14 protein-coding genes are annotated in these 18688 nt (G+C 40.4%); 7 read left to right on the top strand and 7 right to left on the bottom strand.

From position 1 onward, the window contains the following. Positions 1-32 precede the first annotated feature (32 nt). Positions 33-1580, bottom strand: a complete 1548-nt coding sequence (locus tag L0951_RS03685) for an SGNH/GDSL hydrolase family protein (RefSeq protein ID WP_234109518.1) — start codon at positions 1578-1580, stop codon at positions 33-35. Positions 1581-1589: 9 nt separating this feature from the next. Then, entirely contained in the window at positions 1590-2825 is a 1236-nt protein-coding gene (locus L0951_RS03680) for an OmpP1/FadL family transporter (RefSeq protein WP_234109517.1), read from the bottom strand. Positions 2826-3215: 390 nt separating this feature from the next. Between L0951_RS03680 and L0951_RS03675 the strand changes: the two genes are divergently transcribed. The 6 genes from L0951_RS03675 (at position 3216) to L0951_RS03650 (ending at position 10983) form a co-directional block, all read left to right on the top strand. Continuing rightward, a complete protein-coding gene (locus tag L0951_RS03675) occupies positions 3216-4547 on the top strand; it encodes a stage 0 sporulation family protein (protein ID WP_234109516.1) in 1332 nt (443 codons plus the stop codon). Continuing rightward, entirely contained in the window at positions 4540-5004 is a 465-nt protein-coding gene (locus tag L0951_RS03670) for a gliding motility lipoprotein GldH (protein ID WP_234109515.1), read from the top strand. Before L0951_RS03675 ends, L0951_RS03670 begins: the two co-directional genes overlap by 8 nt. Positions 5005-5012: 8 nt before the next feature. Continuing rightward, positions 5013-7394, top strand: a complete 2382-nt coding sequence (locus L0951_RS03665) for a penicillin-binding protein 1A (protein ID WP_234109514.1) — start codon at positions 5013-5015, stop codon at positions 7392-7394. Between the two features lie 28 nt (positions 7395-7422). Next, positions 7423-8022: a hypothetical protein gene (locus tag L0951_RS03660; RefSeq protein WP_234109513.1), complete on the top strand. Its 600-nt coding sequence runs from the start codon at positions 7423-7425 to the stop codon at positions 8020-8022. A gap of 111 nt (positions 8023-8133) precedes the next feature. Then, positions 8134-9678 (top strand): protein adenylyltransferase SelO, encoded by a 1545-nt coding sequence (locus L0951_RS03655; protein WP_234109512.1) that lies wholly within the window; start codon positions 8134-8136, stop codon positions 9676-9678. A gap of 30 nt (positions 9679-9708) precedes the next feature. Further along, positions 9709-10983: a DUF6080 domain-containing protein gene (locus L0951_RS03650; protein WP_234109511.1), complete on the top strand. Its 1275-nt coding sequence runs from the start codon at positions 9709-9711 to the stop codon at positions 10981-10983. Positions 10984-11123: 140 nt separating this feature from the next. Here the strand turns inward: L0951_RS03650 and L0951_RS03645 are convergent, their stop codons facing one another. From L0951_RS03645 to L0951_RS03625, 5 genes are all read right to left on the bottom strand, one after another. Then, positions 11124-12494: a tetratricopeptide repeat protein gene (locus tag L0951_RS03645; RefSeq protein WP_234109510.1), complete on the bottom strand. Its 1371-nt coding sequence runs from the start codon at positions 12492-12494 to the stop codon at positions 11124-11126. Between the two features lie 400 nt (positions 12495-12894). Continuing rightward, the gene (glmM, locus tag L0951_RS03640; RefSeq protein ID WP_234109509.1) at positions 12895-14277 is read right to left on the bottom strand and encodes a phosphoglucosamine mutase; all 1383 of its coding nucleotides are present in this window, start codon (positions 14275-14277) and stop codon (positions 12895-12897) included. Positions 14278-14679: 402 nt separating this feature from the next. Next, complete coding sequence (feoB, locus tag L0951_RS03635) at positions 14680-16716, bottom strand: ferrous iron transport protein B (RefSeq protein ID WP_234109508.1); 2037 nt, start codon at positions 16714-16716, stop codon at positions 14680-14682. Between the two features lie 46 nt (positions 16717-16762). After that, the gene (locus tag L0951_RS03630) at positions 16763-17017 is read right to left on the bottom strand and encodes a ferrous iron transport protein A (protein WP_234109507.1); all 255 of its coding nucleotides are present in this window, start codon (positions 17015-17017) and stop codon (positions 16763-16765) included. 139 nt (positions 17018-17156) lie between these two features. Continuing rightward, complete coding sequence (locus tag L0951_RS03625) at positions 17157-18044, bottom strand: GLPGLI family protein (protein WP_234109506.1); 888 nt, start codon at positions 18042-18044, stop codon at positions 17157-17159. A 128-nt stretch (positions 18045-18172) separates the two neighbouring features. On the opposite strand from L0951_RS03625, the gene L0951_RS03620 reads away from it, so the two are divergent. Further along, positions 18173-18670, top strand: coding sequence for a DinB family protein (locus L0951_RS03620; RefSeq protein WP_234109505.1), 498 nt, complete (start codon positions 18173-18175; stop codon positions 18668-18670). The last annotated feature ends 18 nt before the right edge of the window (positions 18671-18688 follow it).

Below are 18688 nucleotides of genomic sequence, written 5' to 3'. Positions count from 1 at the left end.
TGGTTTTTGAGTCTGTCCTATTTTCCTATGTTTTAAGGGAAAGTAACTCCGCTGTATTTATTCACGTTAACAAATGGCAAAGTAGAGCCATATTTTGAATTAATGGCTTTGATAAACTCGTTGGCCAAAATAGCGTAACCTCTTCCGGTTGGGTGCACACCGTCCAGGGAGAACGAACCGCCAGTGACGAAAGTTGCCGTGTATTTCACGCCGTCGAACTGGATTCCAGAGGTGGAACTCAACTGAACCATTTTCGCATTAGCATCTACAAATGCATATCCCTTCGCGTCTGCTGCTGCTTTTATGGTCTGGTTATAAGCTGTGATAGCGGCATTTACTTCTGCAACTTCTGTGGAAGTAAGTACATATTTATCTTCGAATGGATAGGCAATTCCTCTTGAAGCTAAAGATGCAGGAATGGTAGGTGGCAAGGTGGCGTTTGACCCTATTGCAGATTTGGTGGTCAATGGAATAAGGTCACCCGCTTTCGCCTGACGAGCCTGTCCATAAGTCGCACCTAAGTACGGAGCAAGAGCTACCAGTGTAGGATTCCCGGAATTTGCAGCAACCAAGGTAATTTGCGCACCCAGATCCGCAATGCTTTCATCCTTCAACAACAAAGGATTTGCTGTGGTTTTCGAAAGAGGCTTAATTCTTTCTCCTGCACCCAAAGCAGTAAGGATTTGATTAAGTGGTCCGTAAAGCTGAGCATTAAGCGCATCAATGTTCGCATTTCCAGCATCAACACTTCCTTGTCCCAATACCGCTACAGTAAGTGGATTGTAAGGAATAGTGGTAAGTGATGGAATTGAAGTCACACTTGGGATATTTGCTACAACACCTTTTGCGTTGGTGGTGGCAATCTGACTGATGAGCATATTGTAATAGGTAGCAAATTCTGTTGGCGGAGTCAATGGTTCAATGGAGCTATCACCACCTGCAAGCGCATACAATAAAGCGTCATTGTTCCCTATCCACAATGAAAAGAATGTAGGCTGTTGCTGAAGAAAATCTGCAATTACCGAAGTGGTCGTGGAACTGGCGAACCTTACAAAGTATGGATTTGCTGTTTTGGGGTTGGTCATCAAACCTGCCGGGTTTCCATATCCCGGAGCAAGTAAGTGGGAAACCCGTGCACCGGGAACCCCCATATTGTTATAAGGACGGCCCGCTGAAACATTGTCCAAATTCGCGCCTGGAGCGCTTGGAACTGGAGATAATGCCCCATCCACCACTTTAAGGGTAAGTTTTCCGTAAAAACTGGTTCCTCCACTTGCAGTGAATAAATCGGTAAATCCACCAACATTATTAGGCATCATGGGTTGCTTAAAAGTACCACCACCGGCTAGTTTCATTTGTTGGGCAATCATTGACGGATAAGATTCATTCTGACCGTCAGAATATAAAGTGCCGTCTCTATATCCGGCAGTGAGTGAATTTCCTAATGCAATATAGTTTGTAAAATCCGCATTGCCTTTCGATACCACCACGCTGCTTACATCGCGATCGAAGTCTGTTTTACAGCTTACTGTAAATAAAAGTGCTGAAACAGCAACAGTTGAAATTAATATTTTTTTCATAGTTATATCTTAAAATGCATTATAAGAAAGACCTAAACCAAAATAATAAGCTTTGGCTTTAGCCTGTCCGTTAAAGTTATAGAACTCGTTATTGACCTGTCTTGACTTCTGAAAATTATATGCTCCTGAAAGGTCAATTCCGAATGACTTGTATTTATATCCGATACCGCCTGTGATCACGTTCGCTTCGAAGGACGGGCTTTCTGCACTGAAATCTTTATCTGCGTACGGAGTCTCATCATGATAATAGCCTAACCTACCCGCAAAATTGTCGGTAAACATATACTGTGTTCCAAATCTCCAAGTTTGGGTGCTTTTCCAATTTTTCGGCACTACTGAAACTGTTGGGTCAGTCGGTTGGTTTCCTGCTGGTGCATGGTCAAAATCCAGAATCAAAGTATTGTACTGATCCCAACCAGAATAATTGAAATCTCCGGAAACCTGCCATTTCGGAGTCACTTTGTAAGTCACACCGATGGTGTATTCATCAACCAAAGGCAAAGTAGCTTTGAATCCGTCTTTTCCTGCTGCGTCCAATCCCAGTGAAGAATAAAGACTTTGAGAGATATTAAATGTGGCAACACCTTTTTTGGCTTCCATATCCACCGGTGAGCGGTACGCCACACTTACATCCAATTTATCGGTCGGTCTGAAATAGAAACCTAAGCCGAACCCTGTTCCAGTGGCTTTGTCATCTTTCAGATTCACAGATCCGCCGAGCTGGTGAACCGATTTGGTCCAGTCTACAGTACCTTTAGCATAGATGAAGCTACCTCCCAAAGAAACCCAGGGAGCCAGTTTCACGGAAACCATCGGCTGAAAATACAGTGCTTCCAATTTAATTTTTTGCACAATTTCACTACCTGCCCAGTTATCCGGCCATTCTACAGTGCTTCCGTAAGGAGTGGCAAAACTAAAACCAACTGAAACATTATCAAGCACTTTGTAGGCTATTGCCGCATAGACTGGTGTTCCCAGAGGATTATTGGTAGAAGCTGATTCTAAAGTCTGAAGATTCTGATAATCAACTTGCGCCTTAATACCAAATCCGCCCGCAGCTACACTTAACTTATTCGGAATGAAAGACATTCCCGCTGGGTTGAAGAATGCAACACTCGCATCTTCCGCATGAGCACTTGTATGCGCCATCGCCAATTGTTTCACGCCTTGCAGGGAAACTCGAAATCCTCCCGCATAAACAATTGCGCCAGCCAATAGTGCTGTAGTTACAACAATTTTTTTCATAAAGTTCTTTATTATTGGATTCAAATATAAAATTATTTTCTAAACATTTGTTAATAAATCTTAAATTTTTTTAAACAGAAATGTTACTAAAACCACCGTTTAAGTCTTAGACCAAATTAAAATATATACAAAATGCCTTTCCATAGTAATTTCCAATGTTTTTCCGGCAGCCACCTCGGGTAGTGTTTAAATCAAATGTCCGTTCTGAAAATTTAATTTTTCCGAGGTTTTGTGATTATATGATTGACATAATATTTTATGGATCATTATGAAATCCACAAAAAAGTAGGCGTTTTATTAAACATCAAAATTAAAGCACACAAAAAAGCCGCAGTACAAGTTATACAAAAAAAATTATACTAAATTTGCAGATATTATATAGTAAAAATTATGAGTTGTGGATGCAAAACATCCGGCGATTCGTCTCATTCATGCGGAACCAAGTCCCAGAATGGCTGTGAAAAAGTAGATACCTGCGGAAATAGCTATAAATTAAGCGTTTTCGATTGGCTCTCTGACATCAATAATCCTCCACAATCCAAATTTGACTTTGTGGAAGTGAGATTCAAGAACGATCGAAAACAATTTTATAAAAACGTACATCATTTGCCGCTCCACATTGGGAGTGTAGTAACAGTAGAGTCGAGTCCCGGTCACGATACAGGCGTAGTAAGCCTCACCGGAGAGTTGGTTAAAATTCAGATGAAAAAGAAAAAGGCATCTGAAGAAAATCCTCTCAAAATTTACCGAATTGCCAACCAAAAAGATGTGGAAGTTTGGCAGGAAGCACGGAAAAAAGAAGAATCCGTGAAAATTCAGGCAAGAAAAATCGCGTATGCGCTAAACCTTGCGATGAAAATTACCGATGTGGAATTTCAGGGCGATGGTCAAAAAGTCACCTTCTATTATACTGCGGATACCCGAGTGGATTTCCGGCAGCTGATTAAGGAATACGCCATTGCATTCCGAACCAAAATCGACATGAAGCAAATCGGCTTCAGACAAGAGGCGGCGAAAGTTGGAGGAATCGGTTCGTGCGGAAGAGAATTGTGCTGTTCCACCTGGCTCACCGATTTCCGCTCCGTCAATACCAATGCTGCGCGCTATCAGCAATTAAGCATCAATCCGCAAAAACTGGCAGGACAGTGCGGAAAATTAAAGTGCTGTTTGAATTATGAGCTCGACAGTTATCTGGATGCTTTGAGCGATTTCCCTTCTTCATCATCAACTTTGGACACTGAAAAAGGAAAGGCATTCTGTATTAAAATTGACGTTTTTAAGAAAAGAATGTGGTTCGCTTATGTGGATCATTCCATGGCATGGTATGATTTGGAGGTTCAGGAGGTGAAAAAATTAATCGCGCAAAACAAACGGGGCGAAAAAACCCCGCCGCTTGAAGATTTGAAAGCAGTGGATATTCCAACAAAATCGGTGGACTTGATCCAAGAAAGCAATATCGAAAGATTTGACCGAAAAGGAAGAAATCAGGGAAAAAACCAGAACAGAAGAAATTCCGGCGGCAACCAGAAATCAACTGTAAATCAACGCCAAAAGCAAAAACCCGAGCACCGCGCCCCCGAAAACAAAGCCGCGGAAAAACAACAAGGCGAAAGAAAAAAAAACAATCCAGAACGAAACCAACCACAAGCTGGAAGTCAGCCGAACCCATCTCAAAAAAAGTTCAAAAAGAAGTTTCAGCCTAAACGTGATAACAATGCATAAGATTGTAGCGGCATTTTTCGTTCTGTCGGCGGTTTTGAGTTGCAGAAACGATTCCGAAAAAGTCTATATGAAAAACCTGGATGGCGCCTGGAACAAAAAATCAGAACAGAAATTTGACTTTCAAATCACTGATTCTCGAGATCCAAAAAATATTATATTTGTTCTAAGGAACAATAGTGAGTATCCTTACAGCAACATTCGGCTGATCGTCAATTTTTTGGATGTGAAGTCTAAAAAGAAAAATACGGATACCCTGAACTATATCCTTGCCAAACCCAACGGAGAATGGCTTGGAAAGGGTTTTGGAGATACCAAGGAAATTATGTTTCAATACAGGTTGAACTACAAATTTCCCCAAGACGGCAATTACTCGATTGGGATCATCCAAGCGATGAGAACCGATAACCTGAAAGGAATTGAAGATATTGGTGTAAAAATAGAATCGGCAAAACCGTAGCATCATTTATGGAAAACACAAAAAACCAAGGAACCAAGGCAAAATCCACGTTCCCTCTTCCCCCTAAAAAAGTGAAAAACCGTAACTGGAAAAAATGGGTAAAGTTCATTTGGCTCGGACTGATTGCTTTGGTTCTGGGTATTTCTGCATTATTTTTTGCAGTTTCCCAAGGATTTTTAGGAAGCATGCCCGATGTGAAGGAACTAGAAAACCCTGATATCTACGTGGCTTCCGAAATTTATTCCTCAGATGGGAAACTATTGGGCAAGTTCGAAAAAGAAAAAACGATGCCGGTAACTTACAAGGATTTGCCACCCTATTTAATCTATGCACTTCAGGCAAAAGAAGATGAACGTTTCAAGGAACATTCCGGTATCGATCTGCAATCTGTAGCGAGAGCGGTAGCTTTTGGCGGAAAACGCGGTGGTGGTTCCACCATTACGCAGCAGCTTGCGAAACTACTTTTTACCGGAAGCGCATCACAAAACAGGATTCAGCGATCTTTCCAAAAACTCAAAGAATGGGTGGTTGCGGTAAGTTTAGAAAAACGATACACCAAAGAAGAAATTATTACTCTGTATTTCAATAAGTTCGATTTCGTGAATAATGCAAACGGAATTGAAATGGCTTCACGAATCTATTTTAATAAAAACGCATCCAAATTAACCCTGCCAGAAGCCGCAATGTTTGTAGCAATGCTGGAAGCTCCGGTGGCAAATAACCCGCTGAGAAATCCTGAGCGAGCCAAGCGAAGAAGAGATGTGGTTTTGGATCAAATGTTAAAAACAGGTTACCTGGATCAACAAACCTATCAGAAAGCCATTGACACTCCGATAACCTTGGATTATCATCCCGTGAAATCGATCGACGAAGGATATTCTGCGTACTACAAATATTATCTTAGAAAAGAAATCGACAATTATTTAAAGGATTACGAAAAGAAAACCGGAAAGACCTTAAACCTCTATAAAGATGGTTTGAAGATTTATGTTACCCTCGATTCCAAAATGCAGACTTATGCAGAGGAAGCGATCAGGGAACATTTGACCGATCTTCAAAAAAGATTTGATGCGGAGCAGCGCGGCAGAAAACAAAGACCTTTCTATTATCTTAATGACCAGCAGATCAACAATCTAATGGTTCAGGCCATGAAAAGAACCGGAAGGTACAAGCAGCTAAAAAATGCCGGCGTATCTGAAGATTCCATCATGATTGATTTCAAAACACCAATCAAAACCTCCAGATTTACCTGGGATGGCGAAGAAGAAGTGGAAATGTCTCCGTGGGATTCCATCCGTTACCACAAACAGATTGCGCAAGCTGGATTAATGTCGATGGTTCCGGGAACTGGTGAAATAAAAGCTTGGGTAGGAGGAATTAACTGGCAGCATTTTCAGTATGACCACATCAAACAGGGAAAAAGACAGGTGGGTTCCACTTTCAAACCTTTCGTTTATGCCACCGCGATTATGAAATTGGGTATGACGCCCTGTTCCACCGTTTCCAACGCAACTTATAGAAAAGGAACCTGGACTGTGCAAGGTTCCGGTGGAATGCTGACCTTACGAGATGCGCTCGCTCATTCCAAAAACCCTGTCGCGGTGCGACTTATTGAAATGACCGGCGTTCCAAGTGTCGTTCAGTTGGCGCGGGATTTAGGCGTCACCGAAGAAATCCCCAATAATTACCCCGTTGCACTAGGTTCATCGGATATCACCATTTACGAAATGCTTGGCGCTTACAGCACTTTCGCCAATTATGGAAACTATATCAAACCCGAAATGATTTGGCGTATCGAAGACGCAAACGGACGGGTCATCAAAGAAGTAAAACCGGTGACAAAGGAAGTGATGAACGAACTTTATGCCTATACAATGGTTGACCTGATGAAAGGGGTAGCAGAATTTGGAACCGCTTCCGGGGAATTAGGCAGAAGAGGGGTTCCTAAAGGCGTGGAAATAGCCGCAAAAACCGGAACCACCCAAAATAATTCCGACGGTTGGTTTATCGGAATAACGCCGAATCTGGCAACCGGAGTCTGGGTCGGTTGGGAAGACCGGGCCACCCACTTCTGGGGAACCGGCGAAGGACAGGGAGCAAAAATGGCATTGCCAATCTGGGCTATTTTTATGAAAAAAGTTTGGGCAGACAAAGAACTAGGAATCTCACCCGAAGACAAGTTTGTGAAACCGACGAACTGGACCGGAAGCTGCTCAGACCTGCAAGGTTTAGGCGGATATGGTGATGAAGGCGGTTTGCAGACGATCGAGGAACTGAAGAATCCAAAACCGGCGGAATCCGGAAATTCAAACAAAAATTCAACAGGGAAAAAAGAAGAAAATGTGAATGAAAACCTCCACAGCGGAGACGAAATTGATTTTAATAAATAGCGGAAACCTTTTGTAACCTTAAAGGAAAATGATCAAAAATCCACTTTTTCTGGCTATAGTATTCTCCTTTCAATTGCTGTTATCGCAAAAGATAGCAATTCAACCGATCAATGATGCATGTAACCCATACAAAATGGGATTCATGGGTTTGGCAACGGAAAACCAATATGCGCAGTTTGTTCCGCATTCCGGCTTACTGCAAATAAAGGGTTTGGATTTTATAATCAATCCGCAAAGCAAAAATTCCAGTTTCTATTTTAATATTTATAGAAATGAAAATGGGCAACCTGGAAAAGTCATTCATCATGTTCTGGTAGAGACCAGGAAAAATGTGAAAAGCCAATTGGTTTCTATCGATTTTGCTGGCTTGGATATGCAAATTCCAGAGCAGGGTCTATTTTGCGGAATTGAATGGATTACTGTTTCTAAAAACAAGATGGTTCCCGATATGGTTTTTGGTAAGCAGAATATAAACTTCTATTATCCGAATATTTCCAACAAAAAATCAGAGGCGGAAATTTTGTGGGTATTCAAAAATGATAATTGGGAAAGAAAAATTGATGATGCTTTGGAACGTAATGCTCTGGACATGGAGGTTTCAATGAAAGTTGATATTGCGCCCTTTTAATTCTGTAGGTGTGGCTGATTTCGAATGTTTACAAATATCAAGAGTCTTACTTTAAATAACATTTATCCTTTCAAACCACTGAAAGGATATTTTTTTCCCGAACTTTGAACCATGAATCTTGATAAAATCACCCAGCAATACCTCAACACTTTTTCCGGAGATTTTTCCGGAAACCCTATGCAGCGCCAAACCCCGAAAATTTTGTTCGCGACCACAGCTGTTGCCGGGTTCCATAATCCGGAACTGATGGTCTTCAATCAAAAACTTTCCGAGGAAATCGGTTTGGGCAACATTGAAAATGAGGAGGATCTGAAATTCATCAATGCCGAAAAAATTCCCGAAAATCTGAAAACGTACGCCACCGCTTACGCAGGTCACCAATTCGGAAACTGGGCGGGACAACTTGGCGACGGAAGAGCAATATTTGCCGGAGAAATTGAAAATTCCAGCGGACAGAAAACCGAACTCCAATGGAAAGGAGCCGGAGCAACTCCCTATTCCAGGCATGCAGACGGAAGAGCCGTTCTGCGTTCCTCAGTTCGGGAGTACCTCATCAGTGAAGCAATTCATCATTTGGGAATCCCAACAACACGTGCTTTGTCACTTTCTTTAACCGGGGAAAAAGTGGTGCGCGACATGATGTACGATGGAAATCCGGCATATGAACCAGGTGCAGTCATCATGCGAACTGCCGAAAGCTTTCTTCGTTTCGGGCATTTCGAACTGATCGCTGCCCATAATGAAATTCAAACTTTAACAAAACTTGCCGATTTCACCATCGAAAAATATTTCCCGGAAATTAATAATGAAAGTCCTGAAAAATATGCGGAATTCTTTCAAATTGTTTCCCGAAGAACTGCCGATTTAATGGTAGAATGGTACCGAGTCGGATTTGTTCATGGCGTGATGAATACCGACAACATGTCGATTTTGGGATTGACGATTGATTACGGACCGTTCTCTTTTTTGGATGAATACAATTTGAATTTTACGCCAAACACCACCGATTTACCCGGAAGAAGATACGCTTTCGGAAACCAGGCGAAAATTGCACAATGGAATCTTTGGCAATTGGCGAATGCGCTCTTTCCATTAATCAAAGACGAAAAAAAATTAGAGAAAACATTGAACGAATTCAATACTGCATTTTGGAAAAAGCATGATGAAATGATGGCGAAAAAGTTTGGTTTCAATGAAGTATTGGAAGGAGACGACCATTTTTTTACCGATGCCCAAAAATTGCTGGAAGATTTGAAATTGGACTACACCCTGTTTTTCAACCAGCTGGAAAAAATTGAAGAAAACGTTGATGCAAAAGAGCTTTTCAAAGATATTTCCTATTCCTTTTTAAGTGAAGAACAGTTTCGGGTTCTGGCTGATTTTATCCAAAAATACCAAACCCGATTGAAGAAAAATGCCATTTCAAGACCTGAATCTTTAGCGATAATGTCAAAAACCAATCCGAAATTCATCCTCAGAAACTATATTTTATTTGAATGCATCGAGGAGTTGAAGATCGGCAAAAAGAATTTGCTGCATAAAATACTCACCGCTTTGGAAAAACCATATGAAGAAATCTTTCCGGAGTTTTCACAAAAACGACCATCGAAATATGATGGACAAACCGGAAGTTCCACGCTTTCCTGCAGTTCTTAAATTTCACTATTTTTGCCAAAAATCAGCATTTTGAACTTCAAACAAAAATTTTCTGACTTCCTGAAAACGGTCTTCCCAGCCACAAAATTTGAACTTCTTTTATTCTTAATTTTTCTGGGGATTTACGGAATTTTAGGATCCTGTATCGCGATGAATTACCGGATTATTTTTGATGACCGGATTCCGTGGGATGCGTATTTCAGTTTTGATAACCGTGCAATTGTGATGACCGGAGGAGGATTTGAAAGACATCCGCTTTCCAATTATTTTTTCAATTGGATCAGGGAATTTGCCTTCATCATTTCTAATGGGAAAAAGGACGAAATATTCCGTTTGGTTTTAGCGTGGTGCAGCAACTTCGCGGTGAGTTTGGCTTTGATTCAGATGTACAAATATTTGAAAAACATCATTCAGCTTCCAAAAACGATTTCCTTATTGATCATCGTTTTTTTCTCATTTTTCACCACCACGATTTTGCTTTCATTCACCCCTGAAACTTACACTTACACCTTGTTTTTTCTGGTGCTGTTTAATTATTACGCAGCTTTAAAACTTAAAAAAGAAGAAAGAATTTCCACCGCTTCTATGACTTTGGCAACCGTTTCCATCGGCGGTTTAACGGTGACCAACGCAGTGAAAGTATTTATCCCGCTTCTTTTCGAAAACGGTTTGTTTAAAAGTTGGAGGAAATTGGGAAATGCTGCTCTTCAGGTTTTTGTTTCCGTTGCCGTTTTTGTGCTGCTTTTCCTTTATCGTTTGGATTTCAATTACATGAGGTTTTTCGAAAAATCCGGCGAGCAATATGAAAAGTTTTCAAAACCCAAGGTCACGCCCCTTTGGGACATGATCTACTCTTGGTTTTTCGGAGGGAATATGCTTTTCTCCAACTTCTTGATCCGGGATTACCACAACAAAAAAGGATTCCAATACAAAGCCCTTTTTATGGATGTTTATACTTCCGTGGTTCCGTATATTTTCGTCGGTTTAGTGTTGGTTTTGGTTTTTTGGGCCTATTTCAAGAACTTTAAGAACAAGCTGGTCCAGATTTTAATGATTTCTTTTTTTGTGGATATCATCATCCATTGTGTCCTGAAATTCGGGCTTCACACATCCTATATTTATGGCGGTCATTTTATTTTTGTGGTTCCACTGATGATGGGCTGGCTTTTTTCTTCGTATAAAAATTCCGCGAAAATGTTGACTTTTCTATTCATTACGGTTTCAATACTGTTGTTTTATTTGGGTATGAATAATGTACTTCGAATGGGCGAGTTTTTTGCTTTCCTGAATCAGTACTACCAATGATTTATGACTATTGAAAAAATAAAATTGCCACCCATTCACGAATAAAGTTTTCGTGTATTGGTGGCAAATTTTGCTGATATTTTATCCGATTTTCTTTAAATCGGCTGATTTCTTCGGTATTCGACTTCCGTCTTGCCAGCTTATTTCTTTTTCGCCTTCACTTTATCTGCTTCCTCCTTAATGAAGGGATATTTCTGCTGCATATCTTCCAGAAGATTAGGATCGAGTTCAAGCGCTACAGCAAGCACGTTTCTGCCCTCTTTCTGATTGTTCATGTGGAAATAGCAATTGCTGAGCTGATAATACAATTCTGCCCGGTTGTGCTTCTTTGTCGCCGATTGCAATGTGGAAATCGCATCTTCATATTCACCTACCAACATGAGCACTTCTGAGAGCGCATACCAATTGTAAAACCGCTGCGGTTCAAAATCGACCAGTTTTTTCAGACATTCCAGACTTTCTTCAAATTTTCCAGAGTCAATGTAAAGAAAAGCCAATCTTTTCTGGTAATCCAAATTGTTTTCATTGAGCGAAACTGCTTCTTGGGCAAAATGCAGCGCTTCCTTCATTCCTCCCATTTCCTCGTAAATATAGGATTGCTCCATCATGGAAAGGTAAAACTGTGGATCATCCCGCAATGATTTTTGGAAGCAGTTCAGGGCCAAAAGAGGCTGTTTGTTTTCTTTGTAGCACAATCCGATTTTGTAAAACGTAAAAGATTTGGTGTATTCCAATTCCAGCATTTCCTCGTAAACAGAAATCGCCTTCATCCACTCTTCCATGGCTTCGTAGCACGCCGCTTTATTCGCATAAACTGCGATCGCCTCTGAATTGATGGCTAAGAGATAATCAAATCCTTTGATGGCTTCCTCGTAATTTTTTCGGTTGAAGAAAAACTGTCCATATTCAAACCAAGCGATTTCGGAAAAAGGATACTTATCCAGATAGTCGTTCAAAAACTTGATTGCCTCGTCGCTTTTGTTGAGCTGATTGTAGCAAAACATTGCATTTTCTAACGCGTATTCATCTTGGTGCTCGAACAGCAGTGCCAGTTTGTAATGTTTCAGTGCGTTGAAAGGATCTTCCAGATTCACGTATTCATCAGCAATGAAAATGTGGAGGAAATTTTCCTCTTCTTTCAATTCCAGAGCTTTTTCGCAGAATTCTATCGCTCTTCTCGGATTTCCGAGACTCGAGTAATATTTTGCACAACACACCAGGAAGTCTGTACTTTCCATGGAGGATTCGCGCAGTTCGTCCATGAGTTCCTTGGCACGTGTGTACTTTTCGAGTTCCAGCAGAACTTCGAATTTTTTTGTTTTTAATTCTAGGGAATTGGGGTGGATTTTCAGTGCGTAATTGGTTGCTATTTCCGCATAAGAAACATCACCGATTTCCAGGTAGTAAATAATGATTTCATCGAACTCTTCTGTCTCAAAGTAAAGTTCCTCATTATTTTCGATCATCTGCTCAAATTTGATGACCAACTCGTTTTCAAAAAATTCTTCCAATTTGTTTTCTCAAATGTTTTTTCAATGCCGGAATTTACCTTGCAGACTTTGAAAAACGTTTTAATTATTAACTTTCTGTTGAAGAAGAAAAAGAACAGACCAGTCCTTAATCTTTTCTTCTATTTCCTTAAATATTCAACTATTTCCACAAATCCTTAGTGAGAATTTTCTCAATAGTCCCTTTTTTTGCGTCATCAAATGAATCTTTCAAATGCTTTCGATTTTCTTTCGCAGAAATCAAATATTTCGTTTTCTTCATTCTCTTTATCAAATGACGGGAGTAAAAAAACTTTTTCTAAAATTAATCAAATTTTTTCTAAAAATCAAAATATTATTCAGACTTCCGTCTCCTGTCTAAATTCCACTTCCCACTTTGAACTTCAAATTTCGTGTTATCTTTTCAAATTAGACTCTTGATCTTCGCAATCATCTTCTCTCCCAATTCATCAGCTTCTTCCTGAGAAAAAGCCTCGGTATAAATCCTGATGATCGGTTCTGTGTTCGATTTTCTTAAATGAACCCAGTTGTTCTCGAAATCTATTTTCACGCCATCCACCGTGGAAACTTCCTCCTTTTGATACTCGTTTTGCATTTTTGTTAAAAGCGAATCCACGTCAATATCCGGAGTAAGCTCTATTTTCTTTTTTCCCATGAAATAACTAGGGTAAGTCGCCCGAAGCGCGGAAACGGTTTTGTCTTCTTTTGCTAAATGGGTCAAAAACAGGGCAACTCCCACTAAGGAATCCCTTCCGTAATGCAAATCAGGATAAATAATTCCTCCATTTCCTTCGCCACCGATGACTGCATTTTTTTCTTTCATTAAAGTCACCACATTCACTTCTCCCACTGCACTTGCAAAATATTCCGAACCAAGATTTCTCGCCACATCTCTCAATGCGCGGCTTGAACTTAAATTAGAAACCGCGGCTCCTTTTTGATGTCTCAACAAATAATCTGCAACAGCAACCAAGGTATATTCTTCGCCGAAGAGTTCACCGTTTTCATCTACTAAAGCCAATCTGTCAACATCCGGATCCACCACAATTCCCAAATCAGCTTTCTCTTTTTTCACCAGTTCGCAAATGTCTCCCAAATGTTCCTTCAAAGGTTCCGGATTATGTGGGAAATGTCCGTTGGGTTCGCAATAGAGTTTGATGACATTGCAACCCAGTTCCCGCAGTAGTTGGGGAATGGCGATTCCTCCGGTGGAATTCACCGCATCGACCACGACTTTGAATTTTTTCGCTTTGATTGCTTCTGCGTCCACCATCGGTAAATTGAGAATTTTTTGGATATGGATGTCGAAAGCGTCGTGCCTTTCTTCGTATTTTCCCAAAAAGTCAACTTCGGCATAATTGAAATCCTCGTTTTCTGCCAATGCCAAAACTTCGGCACCATCTTCGCCATTGATGAATTCGCCTTTTCCGTTCAAAAGTTTCAGGGCATTCCATTGTTTTGGATTGTGTGATGCGGTGAGGATAATTCCCCCGTCTGCATTGAGCTCCGGAACCATCACTTCCACAGTGGGCGTGGTTGAAAGTCCTAAATCTATCACGTGAATTCCCAGTCCCTGCAAAGTTGCGGTAACCAAAGAATTCACCATCGCGCCGGAAATTCTCGCATCGCGGCCGACAACAACCGTTAAATCTTTTTTGTTTTTATTATTTTGAAGCCAGGTTCCGAAAGCAGAAGTAAATTTTACCACATCGAGCGGCGTAAGGTTTTCGTCCACTTTTCCGCCGATGGTTCCGCGGATTCCGGAGATGGATTTGATTAAAGACATGATCCTGTGTATTTTTCAGATTTTAAACTGCTGCAAAAATACGAATAAATAAAGTAGGGGAAATTAAGGGACTTAGAAATTTGATAGGATGAAATGATACTCTCAAATTCAAATATTGATGGCATTTCTTAGGAATAAAGTGAGAAAAAGAAGATCCGCATGCAGAAAATTTTCAATGCCCCCCACACTTATCACAAAACGGATCCTGCCCATGTGTTTTCTTTTGGGTAAAGTTGTTCCTGATCCATCTGATAAAAAAAACGATGGCTCCTAAAACCAAAACCGCAATAATGATATACTGTATTAGCAATGAATTTTCCATTTCAATGAATCTTTATTAAATCATGTTGCAAAATCTAAACCAACTTGTCTTCTTAATAATCGCCTTGCTTTCTTCACGATCTATTTAAACAGCTGATACACAATCAAAGACGCAATATACGCCAATCCCGACATTCCGAAAAGTTGCGCCATCGTCCATTTCCAGGATTTGGTTTCCCGGTAAACTACCGCCAAAGTGGAAACACACTGCATCGCAAACGCATAGAAAAACAGAATCGAAATTCCGGTTGCGAAACTGAAAACTTTTTCACCATTCGGATATCTGTCGTTGCGCATTTTGTCTATGATTTTTCCTTCCGGAGCTTCATCATCCAAACTGTAAAGTGTGGACATCGTGCCCACAAACACTTCTCTCGCCACGAAGCTCGTTAAAATTCCAACACCCATTTTCCAGTCATATCCTAAAGGTGCAATCACCGGTTCGATTCCTCTACCCATTTTTGCGAGGTAGGAATTTTCAAGTTTTACGTTAGTTGCAACGACCTCGTTTGGCTGTTGTTTCGGTCCGATGTAGCTGAAAAACCAGATCACGATGCTGAAAAAGAAGATGATCTTTCCGGCACCCGTGATGAATTCCCAGACTTTAGTTAAGGTCAGCTTAAAATCATATCCAAAAAGTGGCGTTTTGTAGGCAGGCAAATCCATCACCAAAAAGGATGAACCTTTACTTTTGATGATTTTTTTCAAAAGCAGTGACGCCATCAAAGACATGAAAAACCCGAGAAAATACATCGCCATCAAAGCGATTGCCTTATAGCTGATTCCTCCGAAATATTCGTTGGGAATAATCAGCCCGATGATGATGCTGTAAACCGGAAGCCGGGCTGAACACGTCATAAACGGAGTTACCAAAATAGTTATCAGTCTCTCTTTCACGTTTTCAATGTTCCGCGTGGACATAATCGCCGGAATCGCACAAGCTGTTCCAGAAACAAGCGGAACGATGCTTTTTCCGTTTAAACCAAATGGACGCAGGAATCTATCCATCAAGAAAATAACCCGCGCCATATATCCGGAATCTTCCAATAAATAAAGGAAATACAAAAGAATACCAATTTGTGGCGCGAAGACGGCAATTCCACCAATTCCGGGAATGATTCCGTTTGCGATTAAGGAATTAACCGGACCTTCCGGAAGATATTGATTTGCCAATGCGGAGAGATTTAGGAAAAATTCAGAAATCCAGTTCATGGGATATTCTGCTAAAAAGAAAACGCTTTGGAATATGATTAAAAGTATCGTCGCAAAAATCACGTAACCCCAAACTTTGTGGACCAAAACCTTGTCCAGCTTTTCAGTCAGAAGTTCTTTAAATTGTGGTTTTTTTGAAATGACGTTGGAGATGATCTTGTCAATTTCCTGGTAACGGCGAACGGTTTCCTGGGTTTGCAACCTTTTGGGAACCAGACATTTTCGGTCGTCGTCATTCATCTGTTCCTTCACCGATTCCAGCTTCCCAATGTACGTGTCGGAAGCAAGCAAAGTCCAGATTTTGTACTGGCTTTCTTCGTGGGTTTCCTGCAGAATCTTGAATACCATACCTTTTTGTTCCAATGGAATTTCAAAGGAAACTTTATCGGATTTAGCAAAACTATTCTGGAAGATTTCTTCACGCAGTTCGTCAATTCCCTGGTTGTGTTTGGCGTCTGTCTTTAAAACTTTCACGCCCAATTCCCTTGAAAGGTCTTCGAAATTGATCGTGATTCCCCGTCTTTCGGCTTGATCAATCTGATTCACCACCATTAAAACGGGAATCCCCAGATCCTGAATCTGCTGGAAAAGCAGCAATCCCCTTTTGATGCTTAAAGCCTCTAAAATATACACTACTCCGGCATATTTCTGCTGTTCGTCGATCAAAAATTTTGAAAAAATGGCTTCGTCTTCAGAAGTGGGATAAATACTGTAAGAACCTGGTAAATCTACCACTTCTACCTCTTCCCCATTAAAAGTGTAGTCTCCGGAATGACTTGCCACAGTAACTCCCGCGTAATTTCCGGTCTTTTGCTTTTTGTTACAAAGCAAATTGAATATGGTTGATTTCCCTACATTGGGATTCCCAACCAGAAGGATTTGTTTTTTTGTTGGACTGCTTTGCATTGATCCGATCCTAAATCCCTCTATTTTGGAAGGATTTCAAGATATTTTAAGTTAAAGTTTCTACAATAATAAACCGAGCTTCCTCTTCTCTGAGCGCAATTCTGTTCTTTTCGTCACCGAACTCAATATAAAGTGGACCTTTGAATGGCGCCTGATAAAGAATTTTGAAAACGGTATCCGGCAAGAGTCCCATTTCGATGATTTTGTTCGGCATTTTCAGGTCGTCATTTTGGTAACCAATGATTTTTCCGCCCTTATTTCTGGGAAAACAACACAGTTTATTAGAAATATCTTCTTTCAATTCTGATAATTTGAAGCGCAAAGATACGTTATTTAAATTTAATCTAAATAAGGATTTTCCGTAAATTGACAAACATCATGAAAAACCTTGAAACAGAATCTGAATCAAGGTTAACAAATATAATATAGTGGAATGAATGTTATTTTTTAGACTTCGCTGCCACTGCAGGAATCTCAATCGGATTGTTGTTTGATCCAAAATAATCTTTTGCCCGCTTTTCCTGCTCTTTAATCATTTCACCCAAAGTCATGTCGGAACCTGGTAATTTCATGGACATTCTTTCTGCCGTCATGAAAGGTCTCGCTTCCGCAATGGGATCTGCTTTAAAACTCTCATAAGCTTTCTCAAACTTTTCTCTCGTGGTAGGAATTACAGTAGGTGACATTCCGTATCTGGCGTTGATTTTGTCCGCTTCTGATTCCTCGGAATACTTGGTGATTTTTTTGTTACCTTGCAATTCCCAGGAATAATTATTCCCTTCATCTTGAATTTTCACGATGAGACCAGGAAGCCCCGAAAATTTGTATGGTCCGTCTTGAAAAGGAATATCTGTAGAAAACCAGGCCGTCCATTTTCTGCCACCGAATTCTGTGCTTGCTTTCTGGGCATTATATTCTCCGATCTTTTGTTTCTCATCAGAGATTTTCCAATCGAATTTCAAATCTTCGTCATAGCCCATCCTTTTTCTACCTATTTGGTCAGAAAAAGTGGTTTTCATATTTGGATATTCTTTAGTTACTTTATAGCTGAATTTCGGCATTCTGACTGATTTCATCAAATCCTTAAACGCTCCCGATTTTTCCATCGCATCCACTTCAGCTTTAATAATTGAATCTTGCGCCGGAATTGTAAAATCCTGATAAATAGATTTTTTCGCAGTAATGTCCAGAGAGGTCATCACTTTATCCATTCTCGCAGAATCTTTCTTCGGTTTAAAAGTTAATTCATAAAAGAATCGGTTGGCAGTTTCCTGAGCATTCAGACCCATAAAAATGGTTAAAAGAAAAAGTGCGAAGAATTTTTTCATTGATTTGATTTTATCAATTAGTTTTAAATTTTCAGGAAATGTTACAAAATTTTATGAAATATTTATAAGTCCATTACACCAAAAATCAGCAAATACAACGTACATTTATACTCTTAAAACCATTCAAAATGAACACATTACCCAACCTCAGAGCAGAACTAAAGCAGGAATACGAAACTACGAAAAAATTCATCGAGAATTTTCCGGATGAGAAAAACCAATATGCGCCTCATGAAAAAAGCATGAAGATGATGCCTCTTGCAACGCATATCGCTGAAGTTTTTGCGTGGCCAGCAATGATTTTGGACACCACCGAACTCGATTTTGCAAAAGGGGATTACAAACCTACCGTGCTGAACACCAAAGCAGAGCTGGAAAAAAAATTGGATGATGATTACCGTGCCGCAAAAGCCGCATTGGAAAACGCAGACGAATCCGCATTGGATCCAAAATGGACGATGAGATCCGGCGACCAGGTCTTGGCGGAATGGTCAAAATATGGTGCTATCCGACACGCATTGGATCAGATTACCCATCACAGAGCGCAATTGGGCGTTTATTACAGAATGAATGACATTCCAGTGCCGAAAAGTTATGGACCAACTGCTGATTACCAGGGTTTTTGATCCCATCTACAAAAGTTC

The organism is Chryseobacterium sp. R2A-55, from assembly GCF_021401085.1.
Lineage (GTDB): Bacteria > Bacteroidota > Bacteroidia > Flavobacteriales > Weeksellaceae > Kaistella.
Note: the sequence above shows the minus strand (reverse complement) of the source record. Positions and strands in the feature narration are given on the sequence as shown.

Excerpts from the sequence above, each read along its gene's own strand:
- L0951_RS03685 (WP_234109518.1), bottom strand. The coding sequence starts at position 1,580 with ATGAAAAAAATATTAATTTCAACTGTTGCTGTTTCAGCACTTTTATTT.
- L0951_RS03680 (WP_234109517.1), bottom strand. The coding sequence starts at position 2,825 with ATGAAAAAAATTGTTGTAACTACAGCACTATTGGCTGGCGCAATTGTT.
- L0951_RS03675 (WP_234109516.1), top strand. The coding sequence starts at position 3,216 with ATGAGTTGTGGATGCAAAACATCCGGCGATTCGTCTCATTCATGCGGA.
- L0951_RS03670 (WP_234109515.1), top strand. The coding sequence starts at position 4,540 with ATGCATAAGATTGTAGCGGCATTTTTCGTTCTGTCGGCGGTTTTGAGT.
- L0951_RS03665 (WP_234109514.1), top strand. The coding sequence starts at position 5,013 with ATGGAAAACACAAAAAACCAAGGAACCAAGGCAAAATCCACGTTCCCT.
- L0951_RS03660 (WP_234109513.1), top strand. The coding sequence starts at position 7,423 with ATGATCAAAAATCCACTTTTTCTGGCTATAGTATTCTCCTTTCAATTG.
- L0951_RS03655 (WP_234109512.1), top strand. The coding sequence starts at position 8,134 with ATGAATCTTGATAAAATCACCCAGCAATACCTCAACACTTTTTCCGGA.
- glmM (WP_234109509.1), bottom strand. The coding sequence starts at position 14,277 with ATGTCTTTAATCAAATCCATCTCCGGAATCCGCGGAACCATCGGCGGA.
- feoB (WP_234109508.1), bottom strand. The coding sequence starts at position 16,716 with ATGCAAAGCAGTCCAACAAAAAAACAAATCCTTCTGGTTGGGAATCCC.
- L0951_RS03625 (WP_234109506.1), bottom strand. The coding sequence starts at position 18,044 with ATGAAAAAATTCTTCGCACTTTTTCTTTTAACCATTTTTATGGGTCTG.
- L0951_RS03620 (WP_234109505.1), top strand. The coding sequence starts at position 18,173 with ATGAACACATTACCCAACCTCAGAGCAGAACTAAAGCAGGAATACGAA.